This is a genomic window from Acinetobacter sp. YH01007 (genome assembly GCF_013420425.1).
Taxonomy (GTDB): Bacteria; Pseudomonadota; Gammaproteobacteria; order Pseudomonadales; family Moraxellaceae; genus Acinetobacter; species Acinetobacter towneri.
Map to the genome: position 1 here is coordinate 144,686 of NZ_VOYC01000004.1, position 13,422 is coordinate 158,107.

Annotated in this window: 10 protein-coding genes; 8 read left to right on the forward strand and 2 right to left on the reverse strand. The window is 41.6% G+C overall.

Going from position 1 to position 13,422, the window contains the following annotated elements:
- Positions 1 to 793 precede the first annotated feature (793 nt).
- The 5 genes from FTT74_RS03110 to sucD all read left to right on the forward strand — a co-directional run bounded on the left by FTT74_RS03110 (position 794) and on the right by sucD (position 8,587).
- The gene (locus tag FTT74_RS03110) at positions 794 to 3,616 is read left to right on the forward strand and encodes a 2-oxoglutarate dehydrogenase E1 component (protein ID WP_179988563.1); all 2,823 of its coding nucleotides are present in this window, start codon (positions 794 to 796) and stop codon (positions 3,614 to 3,616) included.
- A 16-nt stretch (positions 3,617 to 3,632) separates the two neighbouring features.
- Positions 3,633 to 4,847, forward strand: a complete 1,215-nt coding sequence (gene odhB / locus FTT74_RS03115; protein ID WP_004972191.1) for a 2-oxoglutarate dehydrogenase complex dihydrolipoyllysine-residue succinyltransferase — start codon at positions 3,633 to 3,635, stop codon at positions 4,845 to 4,847.
- A 60-nt stretch (positions 4,848 to 4,907) separates the two neighbouring features.
- Positions 4,908 to 6,341: a dihydrolipoyl dehydrogenase gene (gene lpdA / locus FTT74_RS03120; protein WP_131260672.1), complete on the forward strand. Its 1,434-nt coding sequence runs from the start codon at positions 4,908 to 4,910 to the stop codon at positions 6,339 to 6,341.
- Positions 6,342 to 6,515: 174 nt separating this feature from the next.
- Positions 6,516 to 7,682 carry an ADP-forming succinate--CoA ligase subunit beta gene (gene sucC, locus FTT74_RS03125; RefSeq protein ID WP_179988550.1) on the forward strand — a complete coding sequence of 389 codons (1,167 nt, stop codon included), beginning with the start codon at positions 6,516 to 6,518 and terminating at the stop codon, positions 7,680 to 7,682.
- 11 nt (positions 7,683 to 7,693) lie between these two features.
- Positions 7,694 to 8,587, forward strand: a complete 894-nt coding sequence (gene sucD / locus FTT74_RS03130) for a succinate--CoA ligase subunit alpha (protein ID WP_136144279.1) — start codon at positions 7,694 to 7,696, stop codon at positions 8,585 to 8,587.
- A 591-nt stretch (positions 8,588 to 9,178) separates the two neighbouring features.
- On the opposite strand, the gene trpS is transcribed toward sucD, so the two are convergent.
- Complete coding sequence (gene trpS / locus FTT74_RS03135; protein ID WP_004972183.1) at positions 9,179 to 10,192, reverse strand: tryptophan--tRNA ligase; 1,014 nt, start codon at positions 10,190 to 10,192, stop codon at positions 9,179 to 9,181.
- 206 nt (positions 10,193 to 10,398) lie between these two features.
- Here trpS and FTT74_RS03140 point away from each other — a divergent pair, with 206 nt between their 5' ends.
- The 3 genes from FTT74_RS03140 to FTT74_RS03150 all read left to right on the forward strand — a co-directional run bounded on the left by FTT74_RS03140 (position 10,399) and on the right by FTT74_RS03150 (position 12,685).
- A complete protein-coding gene (locus FTT74_RS03140; protein WP_167845849.1) occupies positions 10,399 to 11,325 on the forward strand; it encodes a DUF808 domain-containing protein in 927 nt (308 codons plus the stop codon).
- 34 nt (positions 11,326 to 11,359) lie between these two features.
- Positions 11,360 to 12,265: a neutral zinc metallopeptidase gene (locus tag FTT74_RS03145; protein ID WP_179988551.1), complete on the forward strand. Its 906-nt coding sequence runs from the start codon at positions 11,360 to 11,362 to the stop codon at positions 12,263 to 12,265.
- A gap of 84 nt (positions 12,266 to 12,349) precedes the next feature.
- On the forward strand, positions 12,350 to 12,685 hold the full coding sequence (locus tag FTT74_RS03150) for an MGMT family protein (protein ID WP_004972177.1): 336 nt from the start codon (positions 12,350 to 12,352) through the stop codon (positions 12,683 to 12,685).
- 155 nt (positions 12,686 to 12,840) lie between these two features.
- Here FTT74_RS03150 and FTT74_RS03155 read toward each other — a convergent pair whose 3' ends face one another.
- Positions 12,841 to 13,281: a universal stress protein gene (locus FTT74_RS03155; RefSeq protein ID WP_004972175.1), complete on the reverse strand. Its 441-nt coding sequence runs from the start codon at positions 13,279 to 13,281 to the stop codon at positions 12,841 to 12,843.
- Positions 13,282 to 13,422: the final 141 nt, after the last annotated feature.

Here is a 13,422-nt window from a genome sequence, read left to right on the forward strand (position 1 = left end):
TTTTGATGAGTACGTAAATGAAAAATGTTGCATGCAAAGAAGTGATTAAAAAGTGAGTATTTGATATTTTTTAGGTATAACTGTTGGATAAATAGACAAAAACAGCATTTAGCCGACTAAAGTTGCACACAATTGTAATCCAGTGCTGCTATTTTGTTGTAAAGCATGGGCAAATGCCAAGTTTAGCTGCAATATTTATTTTTAGATGTTATCATGTAACGTGTAAGTGAGAGGGCAGATTGAGAGATGTGCTCTCTTTTATTTTATCTGAAATAGCGGTGTTGGACTTTGGTCTAAATTGCATCTGTTTTTTAAATAAAGCACCATATGTTAGATGAAAATAGAATCAGTGTATTTCGCCAATTTATAGGAGGTATGTGTCAAAAAAATCAATTGCATTTCTGAGATCATGTTACGATTAACAAATGACTATATCTGAAAAATGTTGAATTTTTGTACATTTTATCAACATTTTAAGTGCAAATGATGTGTTATTAAATCAGGACTATTGCAGAAAAGTCGTATTAGAAAAGCTAAGACTGAGCACTTATTTTTTCTAAAACGATTTTGCAAAAAATTGCTCGGCTTGGGTCGAGTATATAAATGAGTGATGATGCCAATGAGGGCGTTATGATTCATAAATGACATTGGGTTTTCCTAATGTAGTGATAACGCCTCATGACATATGTCAACTGGGGACTAATGTCATGTTACCAATTTGACATTATCAATCATGGGTTTTGCTTAAAAAGCATCCTGGAAAATGTTTTTGCAATAGGAAATGGGTCCACAAATGCAAGAAGTTGCTGACGCACTGCGTCTTGACACTGAACTTTCCGCTGATAGTGCAGCGTATATTGAAGAACTTTACGAGCATTATTTGACGTCACCGGAATCAGTCGGTGCTGATTGGCGCGAATATTTCGATAAATTCCCGAAGGGTGATCAACCACACAGTAATGTACGTGAGCAATTCCTTTTATTAGGTCGTAATTCAAATCGCGTTCAAGCCATTGTTCAAGGGTCAGTGAGTTCTGAACATGAACAACGTCAAATTGGCGTGTTGCAACTGATTGCTGCTTACCGTAACCGTGGTCACCAAAAAGCAAAATTAGATCCACTAGGTTTGGCAAAACGTGAAGACGTGCCAGATCTTGATCTTGCTGCACATGGTTTAACCAAGTCTGATTTAGATACTGTTTTCCATACAGGTAATTTGGAAATTGGTAAGTCTGAAGCAACACTAGGCGAAATGGTTGATGCCATGCAGGCGATCTACTGCGGTTCAATTGGTGCAGAATACATGCACATTGTTGATACCAAAGAAAGACGCTGGATTCAACAACGCTTAGAAAGCGCACGTGGTAAGTTCACATTTACTGCAGATCAAAAGAAACACGTTCTTGAGCGCTTAACAGCAGCTGAGGGTCTAGAAAAATATCTAGGTAATAAATACGTTGGTGCGAAACGCTTTGGTGTAGAAGGCGGTGAATCATTTATCCCTATGGTGAATGAAATCATTCAACGTGCGGGTGCTGTTGGCTGTAAAGAAGTCGTGATTGGCATGCCACACCGTGGTCGTTTGAACCTGCTTGTGAACATCATGGGTAAAAACCCTGCAGACCTATTTGGTGAGTTCGAAGGTAAGAGCTTGCATAAAAAAGGTTCTGGCGACGTAAAATATCACCAAGGTTTCTCATCTAACGTGATGACTCCGGGTGGTGAAGTGCACTTGGCACTTGCGTTTAACCCATCGCACTTAGAAATTGTTGGACCTGTGGTTGAAGGTTCTGTACGTGCGCGCCAAGTACGTCGTAAAGACATTGGTGGTGATGATGTATTGCCATTAATCGTTCACGGTGATGCCGCATTTGCAGGTCAAGGTGTTAACCAAGAAACCTTCCAAATGTCACAAACTCGCGGTTATACCGTAGGTGGTACAGTTCACATTGTGATTAACAACCAAGTTGGTTTCACAACATCTGACCCACGTGACGCACGTTCTACTGAATACTGTACTGACATTGCAAAAATGATTCAGGCGCCAATTTTCCACGTGAATGGCGATGATCCTGAAGCGGTGATTTTTGTATCTCAATTGGCACACGATTTCCGTCATACATTCCGTAAAGACGTTGTGATTGATTTGTTCTGCTACCGTCGTCGTGGTCACAACGAAGCTGACGAGCCAGCAGCAACTCAGCCAATGATGTATCAAGTGATCAACAAAAAGACTACAACACGTACTTTATATGCTGACCAATTGGTGCAAGAAGGTGTGTTGGATCGTGCTGCGGCAGATCAAATGGTTGAAGACTACCGTTCTGATTTAGAAGCGGGTAATCACGTTGCGAATGCGTTGGTACTTGAGCCAAATACCAAAATGTTTGTAGATTGGTCTCCGTACTTAGGTCACGATTATACAGACGTTTGGGATACGACTTTCCCTGTTGAGCGTTTGAAAGAACTTGGTCAAACCATGCGTAAACTTCCAGAAGGTTTCGTGATGCAGCGCCAAGTTGCCAAAGTGATTGACGATCGCTTGAAAATGCAAACAGGTGAAATGCCACTGAACTGGGGTGCAGCTGAAACTTTAGCTTATGCAACTTTGTTGGATGAAGGCTATTTAGTTCGTTTGACTGGTGAAGACGTAGGTCGTGGTACTTTCTCACACCGTCATGCGAAATTGCACAACCAAGTCGATGGTAAAACTTATATTCCGTTATGCCATATCAAAGAGAACCAACCACGTGTTGCAATCTACGACTCTTTATTGTCTGAAATGGCAGTATTGGCATTCGAATATGGTTATGCAACGACACTTCCAAAGAGCTTGATTATTTGGGAAGCACAATTCGGTGACTTTGCCAACTGTGCTCAAGTGGTAATCGACCAGTTCATTTCATCTGGCGAAACCAAGTGGGAGCGTGTGTGTGGTTTAACGATGCTTCTTCCACACGGTTTTGAAGGTCAAGGTCCTGAGCACTCATCTGCACGTTTAGAGCGTTTCTTACAGCTTTGTGCGGAAGAAAACATGCAAGTGATGACACCAACAACACCTGCACAGATTTTCCACGCTTTACGTCGTCAGGCGATTCGTCCAATCCGTAAGCCAATGATCATCATGTCGCCGAAGTCTTTACTTCGTCACAAGTTAGCAGTGTCTAACCTTGATGAGCTTGCAACTGGTACATTCCAGACTGTGATTGATGAAATTGACAACATCAACATATCAGACGTGACGCGTTTGGTATTGTGTGGTGGTAAAGTGTATTACGACTTGCTTGAAAAGCGTCGTGAATTAGAATTGAACAATACTGCAATTGTTCGTATTGAACAGTTGTACCCATATCCAGAACAACGTCTTGCTGAAGTTCTTGCTTCTTATCCAAACGTAAAAGAATTAGTTTGGACTCAAGAAGAGCCGAAGAACCAAGGTGCTTGGTTATTCATCGCGCCACGTTTATATGATGACGTAATGAAAACTGGTAAACAGATTCGCATTAGTTATGCGGGTCGTGAAGCATCTGCAGCACCAGCGTGTGGTTCACCATATTTGCATGCAAAACAACAAGCTCAGCTCATCAATGACGCGCTTGCGATCGTAGCTGAATAACAGGAGATTCGAAGTAATGGCAACCGAAATTAAAGCACCGGTATTTCCAGAGTCAGTTGCAGACGGTACGATTGCAACTTGGCACAAACAACCAGGTGAAGCAGTTTCACGTGATGAAGTGATCTGTGATATTGAAACCGATAAAGTTGTTTTGGAAGTAGTCGCTCCTGCTGATGGCACAATCTCTGCAATCATCAAAAACGAAGGCGATACAGTTCTTTCTGACGAAGTAATTGCTCAATTTGAAGCGGGTGCTGTTTCTGGCGCTGCTCAAACTCAAGCAGTTCAGTCTGAAGCACAAGTAGAGCAAGCTGCGGCGAAAACTGAAGCAGGCGCTGCGCCAGTTGTTGAGCGTGCACAACCAGTTGCTGACCAAGCACCAGCAGTACGTAAAGCGTTGACTGAAACAGGTATCAATGCTGCAGACGTTTCTGGTACAGGTCGTGGTGGTCGTATCACTAAAGAAGATGTTGCAAATCATCAAGCTAAACCTGCTGCTGCAGCTGCGCCATTAAGCGTTGCGGTAGGTGAGCGTATCGAGAAACGTGTTCCTATGACACGTTTACGTAAGCGTGTTGCAGAGCGTTTACTTGCAGCGACTCAAGAAACTGCAATGTTAACAACATTCAACGAAGTGAACATGAAGCCAATCATGGAAATGCGTGCACAATACAAAGACGCATTTGAAAAACGTCATGGTGCACGTTTAGGCTTTATGTCTTTCTTCGTGAAAGCTGCAACTGAAGCATTGAAACGTTACCCAGCAGTAAACGCTTCTATTGATGGCGAAGACATCGTATATCACGGTTACTACGACATCGGTGTAGCGGTTTCTTCTGACCGTGGTTTAGTGGTTCCTGTATTACGTGATACAGACCGCATGAACTACGCTGAAGTAGAAAACGGTATTCGTGACTATGCTTATAAAGCACGTGACGGTAAGCTAGGTATTGAAGATATGACTGGCGGTACATTCACCATTACTAACGGTGGTACTTTCGGTTCATTGTTATCTACACCAATTCTAAACACGCCACAAACTGCAATTTTGGGCATGCACAAAATCCAAGAGCGTCCTATGGCGGTAAATGGTCAAGTTGAAATCTTGCCAATGATGTACTTAGCGCTTTCTTATGACCACCGTTTAATTGATGGTAAAGAAGCTGTAGGTTTCCTTGTAACAATCAAAGAATTGTTAGAAGAGCCAGCTAAACTCATCCTTGACCTTTAATTCTAAAGAATAAATCAGTGGGCTTGGAGCGATCCTCTAAGCCCATTTTTGGAGATAAAAATGTCTCAACAATTTGATCTTGTTGTTATTGGCGGTGGCCCAGGTGGTTATGAAGCGGCAATTCGTGCGGCTCAACTTGGCTTTAAAGTTGCGTGTATCGAAAAACGTATTCACAAAGGTAAACCATCTTTGGGTGGTACATGCTTAAACGTGGGTTGTATCCCATCTAAAGCATTACTCGATTCTTCACATCGTTATGAAGATACGGTTCATCACTTGGCTGATCATGGTATCACTACAGGTGAAGTACAGTTTGACCTTGCGAAGCTATTAGCACGTAAAGACAAAATCGTTGACCAATTAACTGGCGGTATTGATCAGTTATTAAAAGGTAACGGTGTTGAGTGGTTAAAAGGTACGGGTAAATTGCTTGCAGGTAAAAAAGTTGAGTTCGTTTCTCATGAAGGCGAAACTCAAGTTTTAGAGCCTAAGTATGTGATTCTTGCGACTGGTTCAGTTCCTGTAAATATTCCTGTTGCTCCTGTAGATCAAGACATTATTGTTGATTCTACTGGTGCATTAGAATTCCCAGAAGTGCCTAAGCGTTTAGGTGTGATTGGTGCAGGCGTAATTGGTCTTGAACTTGGTTCAGTATGGCGTCGTCTAGGTGCAGAAGTTGTTGTATTTGAAGCAATGGATGCATTCTTACCAATGGCTGACAAAGCTTTGGCAAAAGACTACCAGAAACTATTGACTAAGCAAGGTATGGATATCCGTATCGGTGCGAAAGTTTCAGGTACTGAAGTTAATGGTCGTGAAGTGACTGTTAAATATACCCAAGGCGGCGAAGAAAAAGAACAAACTTTCGATAAATTGATCGTTTGTGTAGGTCGTCGTGCTTATGCTGAAGGTTTATTGGCAGATGACTGCGGTATTAAACTGACTGAACGTGGCTTAGTTGAAGTAAACGATTGGTGTGCAACTTCTGTTGAAGGTGTATATGCAATTGGTGACTTGGTACGTGGTCCAATGCTTGCACACAAAGCAATGGAAGAAGGCGTAATGGCAGTTGAACGTATTCACGGTCATGCTGCACAAGTTAACTATGACACAATCATTTCAGTAATCTACACACACCCTGAAGCGGCGTGGGTTGGTTTAACTGAAGAGCAAGCGAAAGAAAAAGGCCACGAAGTGAAAACTGGTCAATTCGGTTTCGCGGTAAATGGTCGTGCTTTAGCAGCAGGCGAAGGTGCTGGTTTCGTGAAGTTTGTTGCAGATGCAAAAACAGATCGTTTATTGGGTATGCACGTGATTGGACCTGCTGCGTCTGACATCGTTCACCAAGGTATGATTGCACTTGAGTTCGTATCTTCAGTTGAAGATTTACAATTAATGACATTTGGTCACCCAACCTTCTCTGAAGTGGTGCATGAAGCCGCTTTAGCTGTAGATGGGCGTGCGATTCACGCGATTCAGCGTAAACGCAAATAACACTAAAAAGAGCGGCTTAGGCCGCTCTTTTTGCATTTGATGGTTGTATTTATGGGAATAATCATCTAAAAGTAAAGAGCATAGGAAAAACACCACACAAGGAAAGCAATATTAAAACGCAGGTTTGATATTGGTGGTGATAACTGAATAAAAGAAGTAGTAAAAGGTTAGTCAATGAATCTACATGAGTATCAAGCAAAAGCGCTATTAAAAAAATATGGTATGCCAGTACAAGAAGGCATTTTGGCAACTACAGCCGTAGAAGCCGTGCAAGCTTTCGAGCAACTGGGCGGTAAATTTGCGGTGATGAAAGCTCAGGTGCATGCAGGTGGTCGCGGTAAAGCGGGCGGCGTGAAGGTCGTAAAATCTGCACAAGAAGCAGCAGACTATGCCAACCAAATTCTAGGAACACGTTTGGTCACCTATCAAACCGATGCCTATGGTCAGCCTGTAAACAGTATTTTAGTGGCTGAAGATGTTTATCCTGTAGAGCGTGAACTGTATTTGGGTGCAGTGGTAGATCGTTCTAGCCGTCGCGTCACTTTTATGGCATCTACTGAAGGTGGTGTTGAAATTGAGAAAGTGGCAGAAGAAACCCCAGAAAAAATTATTAAAGTAGAAGTTGATCCTTTGGTGGGATTATTGCCATTTCAAGCACGTGAAGTGGCCTTTGCATTAAAACTCAAAGACAGTCAAATCACGCAGTTTGTGAAGATTATGACAGCGGCTTATCAGGCATTTATCGACAATGATTTTGCCTTATTTGAAATTAACCCATTGTCTGTACGTGAAAATGGCGAAATTTTATGTGTGGATGCCAAAGTTGGTATTGATTCTAATGCACTGTATCGTTTGCCAGAAGTCTTGGCACTGCGCGATAAAACACAAGAAAACGAACGTGAATTGCGTGCATCAGAATTTGACCTGAACTATGTTGCTTTAGAAGGTAATATCGGTTGTATGGTGAATGGTGCAGGTTTAGCGATGGCGACTATGGATATTATTAAACTCTATGGTGGCCAGCCTGCGAACTTCTTGGATGTAGGTGGTGGTGCAACCAAAGAACGCGTAATTGAAGCCTTTAAAATTATTTTGGCAGATCACTCGGTTAAAGGCGTACTGATTAATATTTTTGGTGGAATTGTACGTTGTGACATGATTGCGGAAGCAATTATTGCAGCGGTTCAGGAAGTAAATGTGACGGTACCTGTAGTGGTTCGCCTAGAAGGGAACAACTCGGAACTTGGTGCAAAATTACTCGATGAATCAGGATTAAAACTTATTTCTGCAAACGGCTTGTCTGATGCCGCAGAAAAAATTGTTGCTGCAGTGAAAGCTTAAGGAGAATCAGGATGAGCGTATTAATTAATAAAGACACCAAAGTATTGGTACAAGGTTTCACTGGTAAAAATGGTACTTTTCACTCAGCACAAGCACTTGATTATGGAACTAAAGTGGTGGGTGGGGTAACGCCAGGAAAAGGTGGTCAAACCCATTTGGAATTACCTGTATTTAACACCATGAAAGAAGCTGTACGTGAAACAGGTGCAGATGCATCGGTGATTTATGTGCCTGCACCGTTTGTTTTAGATTCGATTGTAGAAGCAGTCGATTCTGGAGTAGGTTTGATTGTGGTGATTACGGAAGGTGTGCCAACCATCGACATGCTCAAAGCCAAGCGTTATTTAGAAACCAATGGCAATGGTACACGTTTGGTGGGACCAAACTGCCCAGGTGTGATTACACCAGGTGAATGTAAAATTGGCATCATGCCAGGGCATATTCATCAACCAGGACGAATTGGCATTATTTCACGTTCAGGTACTTTGACCTATGAAGCTGTGGCACAAACCACCAAATTAGGCTTAGGGCAATCGACCTGTATCGGGATTGGTGGTGACCCAATTCCAGGTATGAACCAAATTGATGCTTTAAAATTGTTCCAAGACGACCCAGACACCGATGCGATTGTTATGATTGGTGAAATTGGTGGTACGGCAGAAGAAGAAGCTGCGGAATATATCCAGTCGAATGTTAGCAAACCTGTGGTGGGTTATATTGCAGGAGTGACAGCACCTAAAGGTAAGCGTATGGGACATGCGGGTGCAATTATTTCAGGCGGTAAAGGCACTGCGGAAGAAAAATTTGCAGCCTTTGAGCGTGCTGGAATTGCTTATACGCGTAGCCCTGCTGAATTGGGTTCTACCATGTGGCAAGTATTAAAAGATCAAGGTTTGCTTAAATAACAAATTTTGAAGATCTTGATTTTATTCAGTACTCAATCCCCAATTTTGGGGATTTTTTATGTTGAAAAATTAGCCACATTTGAGAGATAAAGTATATGATAAGAGTTAATTTGGTATTGCTTTGTTGCATAAATATGTAAGCATCTGATTTAAATAAATTTAATTTTGTATCAAAAAATAATCAAAACTTTTAAATCATATAGTTATGAAATCTTTGTGCGACAAAGCCGTTCAAGTAGTTTTTGCATCTAGGGAAATGATTTTTTATTGTTGAACAAGCTGTATAAACAGCTGATTCAAATAAAAAAAATACGCAATGATTGGGGTGATCATTGCGTATGAAAACGAATCTGCTTTCACAGCTTCGATAACGGAGAAATGTTATGAAATTAGGATTACTCCTAAAGCATGTAAGTATACTAAACTGAGAAGAAATACTAATCCGCAGTATTCAGGTTACGTGATGTTAAATCACGTAAGTAATAAGTGTTTTTTGTGAATCACGTCATCTTATGTTGATTTTTCACTCAAATAAAAAGTCTCTTATTCATGTGAATAAGAGACTTTAAAATATTTGTATCTACAAAATGCTTAGAAGCGGAATACACCCAAGCCAGCTTTCACTTCATCTAAAGTTTGCTGGGTAATATCACGGCATTTGTCGGTGCCTGTTTTCAAAATATCCATAATGTAGTCAGGATCTTTAGCAAGTTCGATACGACGTTCACGGATCGGCCCAATCAATTCTTTTAGAATGCCTTCCAAACGCTTTTTCACCGTACCATCGCCCAAACCACCACGACGATAATGCGCTTTCAGTTCTTCAAGTTCTTCTTTGTTGGTATCGAAGGCATCTAAATAAGTAAATACTACGTTGCCTTCAACCTGACCTGGGTCTTCGATACGCAGGTGATTTGGGTCGGTGTACATTGCATTGACAGCTTTTTTAATGTCTTTGTCTGTGGCATCTAACACAATGGTATTGCCCAGTGATTTTGACATTTTCGCTTTACCATCAAAACCAGGTAAACGTCCGACATTTGACAACAATGCCTGACATTCAGGTAGCAAGTCATGACCAATTTGACGATTCACCCGACGCACAATTTCATTGGTCTGTTCAATCATTGGAATTTGGTCTTCACCTACAGGAACGACCGTTGCTTTAAATGCAGTAATATCGGCTGCTTGAGCTACAGGGTAGCACAGGAAACCTGCAGGAATATCACGCTCAAAACCACGCATCTGAATTTCAGATTTAATGGTTGGGTTACGCTCCAAACGTGCCACAGTCACGAAGTTTAAATACAACATGGTGAGTTCGTTTAATGCAGGCAGGCAAGATTGCACGCAAATGGTGGTTTTTGTTGGATCAATCCCCACCGCTAAATAATCGGTTGCTACCTCAATAATATTACGACGGACTTTTTCAAAGTTATCGGCATTGTCAGTTAAGGCTTGAGCATCGGCAAGTAACAGGTGTTGATGATGTGAGTCTTGTAAACCTACACGTGAACGTAAAGAACCCACAAAGTGACCTAAATGTAGTTGTCCAGTTGGACGATCGCCTGTCAAAATCACAGGACGATTATCTTGATTACTCATTTTTTATTCCAAGTCGTATCTACGACATCTATGTACCGATGAATTGCTACATTGTAAGGCATAACATTTTTCAATGTCACTTCCTTAAGTGAGTTGAATAGAATTTACTGTAAAAAATTTTGCTGTAAAAATTAATGAAGTAAATACAGACCCTATATAAATTCAGTTTTAAAATAACTTGAAAATCATATAAGGATAACAACGCAATGGCGAGCAGCTTATTACTTTTATTAGATGACATTGCAACAGTTTTAGATGATGTGGCAGTTATGAGCAAAATGGCTGCAAAAAAAACCGCAGGGGTTTTGGGCGATGATTTGGCGTTGAATGCGCAGCAAGTCAGTGGTGTACGTGCAGAGCGTGAGTTGCCTGTGGTATGGCGTGTGGCTAAAGGTTCATTCATCAATAAGCTAATTTTAGTACCGCTCGCGTTATTAATTAGTGTCGTTGCGCCGTGGTTAATCAATCCTTTATTGGTGGTTGGTGGTCTATTTTTAAGTTATGAAGGTGTGGAAAAAATCATGCACACCTTACAACACAAAAAAGCCCAAACGGCTAAAGAAGCGCAACTTGAGCTAATTCAAACTGAGCAAGACCTTGCGGCTTATGAAACCGAAAAAATTAAAGGTGCTGTGCGTACTGACTTTATTTTATCGGCGGAAATTGTGGTGATTTCTTTGGGGACTGTGGCTGCGGCAGGCTTTCTAACCAAAGTGACAGTATTAAGTTTAATTGCGATTGCCATGACGGTGGGTGTCTATGGGTTCGTTGCGTTAATTGTCAAAATTGATGACATTGGTTTATACCTCACAGAACAAGCTGCCAATTTTAAACAACGTATTGGGAGTGGTTTACTGGCATTTGCTCCAATTTTAATGAAGACTTTATCTGTGGTGGGTACTGCAGCGATGTTCTTGGTTGGTGGAGGAATTATCAATCATGCTATTCCTTTTGTGCACCATTTCACAGAAGATACGGTAGAGTATGTACAAGATATCCCAACGATGGGCAGTATTGTAGGTTCACTCACGCCAATGTTGATGAACCTTGTCGTGGGTATTTTGGCAGGCATCTTGGTGGTGATTGTGGTCGCACTTGTTCAAAAAGTGTGGTCAAAGTCTAAATCGGCTTAATCTATTATCAGAGTTTAAGAGAAGGATAAGAATAATGCGTTGGAAAGGTCGTCGAGTTAGCACGAATGTAGAAGACCGCCGTGGTGGCGGTGGAGCAAAAGCGGGCGGTATCAGTATTTTGGGCTTAGTGGTGGCCTTTGTTGCATGGAAGTTCTTTGGCATCGATCCGCAATCGGCTTATCAAGCGACCAAGCAAGTCACCTCACATGCGCAAAGTGCTGAAACTAAAGGTTTAGATAATCCAACTCCTGAACAACAAGAGGCGATGGAGTTTGTGGGCACTGTTTTGGCCGATACAGAAGATACGTGGTCACAAGTGTTTCAGCAGCAGTTAAATAGCCAATATATACCACCTAAACTGGTGTTATTTACAGGTGTGGTCAATTCTGGCTGTGGTACGGCACAATCGGCAATGGGGCCATTTTATTGTCCTGCCGATCAAAAAGTATATATTGATACTTCATTCTTCCAAGCCATGCGTCAGCAAATGGGCATTGGTGGTGAACAAAATCAGACTGAATTAAGCCGAAATGATCAGGCGGGCGATTTTGCTCAAGCCTATGTGGTGGCGCATGAAGTTGGGCATCATATTCAGACCATTTTAGGGATTTCAGAACAAGTGCATAAAGCACGTCAGCAAGTCAGCGAAGTACAGGGTAATCAGCTTTCGATACGTCAGGAATTACAAGCGGACTGTTTATCGGGAGTGTGGGCGCATCATAACCATCAACGTACTCAATTCCTCGAACAAGGTGATATTGAAGAAGCAATGGATGCGGCACATAAAATTGGCGATGACTATTTACAAAAACGTGCACGTGGGCAAGTCGTGCCTGATAGCTTTACGCATGGTACCAGTGCACAGCGCGTACAATGGTTCCAGACTGGCTTAAAATCAGGCTTGATCAGTGATTGTGATACATTCAATGCCGCAATTTAACTGACTTAAAAATCAAGTTTTATAAACAAAAGGAGTGCTGCCAGTCGCTCCTTTTTTATAGGCTAAATGAATGCGAGTGGATAGATGCAAACAACGTTAAGCCGTAAACCGAGTGATGAATTAGCACACATGATTTTGAACGTGGTGTGTTTGATTCCAGCAGGTCAGGTTGCGACCTATGGGCAAGTGGCACGCCTAGCGGGTCTGCCCAAACATGCACGTTTGGTCGGTTATGTCCTCAGGCATTTATCGGCAGAACATACTGTGCCGTGGCATCGGGTGATTAATGCGCAAGGAAAAATTAGCCTAAGCAAACTAAACGCCCAAGGAGAAAATATACAAACTTTAAAATTACAGGAAGAAGGGATTGTGGTAATTGCAGAAAAGGTGAATTTAAAACAATACCAATGGCAGAATTAAACTGAGCTGCTAAATCGAGCGTTTAATATTGAGATATGGTGATACTGAGAAAATTTGCTGAATAGAGTGCTGCAAATAAAAATTTTAGAACAAACAAAGAAATCTAAATGAGAGGGGAAGTTCCTCACTTCCGTAGAAATGAGGAACACGCAATCTTATTGACGTACAACCAATACAGGTGTTGTACCTTCACTTAGGATGCTTTGCGCAACGCTACCTAAGAATAATTTTTTCAAGCCAGTGCGGCCATGTGAACCAATCACGATAAGGTCAGCATTTAAGTCTTTTGCAGCATTGGTAATTTCGCGTGCAATTACTTGACCTTCAAGTAGTTTAGTTTCAGCTTCAACACCTTGTTCAGTGAATTTTTGCTTTGCTTCTTCTAAAGTTTTTACGATAGAAGCGCGAGCGCGTTCAATCAAGTCATTGGTTTGGTTTGCAGTGATGTATTCTGCAGCAATATACGGGTCAAGTGTAAGTACTTGTACCACAGTGATTTTACTACCAAATGCTTTTGCAAGTTCAGCAGCTTTTGCAACAGCGGCAAAAGAAGTTTCAGAACCGTCCACTGGTACGAGGATGTTTTGGTAAGCCATGAGTGTTTCTCCTTATTGTAATTTCAATACTTTAATAAAATATTCGCTCTGAGTCCTGTCTTATCTTACGCTGAATTCATATAGAATAAAACCCAGTAATTTCATAAAGATAATTGAGTGCTGTAAGTCCTTATTTCACCT

Coding starts and splice junctions, on each gene's coding strand:
- FTT74_RS03110 (WP_179988563.1), top strand. CDS start 794: ATGCAAGAAGTTGCTGACGCACTGCGTCTTGACACTGAACTTTCCGCT.
- odhB (WP_004972191.1), top strand. CDS start 3,633: ATGGCAACCGAAATTAAAGCACCGGTATTTCCAGAGTCAGTTGCAGAC.
- lpdA (WP_131260672.1), top strand. CDS start 4,908: ATGTCTCAACAATTTGATCTTGTTGTTATTGGCGGTGGCCCAGGTGGT.
- sucC (WP_179988550.1), top strand. CDS start 6,516: ATGAATCTACATGAGTATCAAGCAAAAGCGCTATTAAAAAAATATGGT.
- sucD (WP_136144279.1), top strand. CDS start 7,694: ATGAGCGTATTAATTAATAAAGACACCAAAGTATTGGTACAAGGTTTC.
- trpS (WP_004972183.1), bottom strand. CDS start 10,192: ATGAGTAATCAAGATAATCGTCCTGTGATTTTGACAGGCGATCGTCCA.
- FTT74_RS03140 (WP_167845849.1), top strand. CDS start 10,399: ATGGCGAGCAGCTTATTACTTTTATTAGATGACATTGCAACAGTTTTA.
- FTT74_RS03145 (WP_179988551.1), top strand. CDS start 11,360: ATGCGTTGGAAAGGTCGTCGAGTTAGCACGAATGTAGAAGACCGCCGT.
- FTT74_RS03150 (WP_004972177.1), top strand. CDS start 12,350: ATGCAAACAACGTTAAGCCGTAAACCGAGTGATGAATTAGCACACATG.
- FTT74_RS03155 (WP_004972175.1), bottom strand. CDS start 13,281: ATGGCTTACCAAAACATCCTCGTACCAGTGGACGGTTCTGAAACTTCT.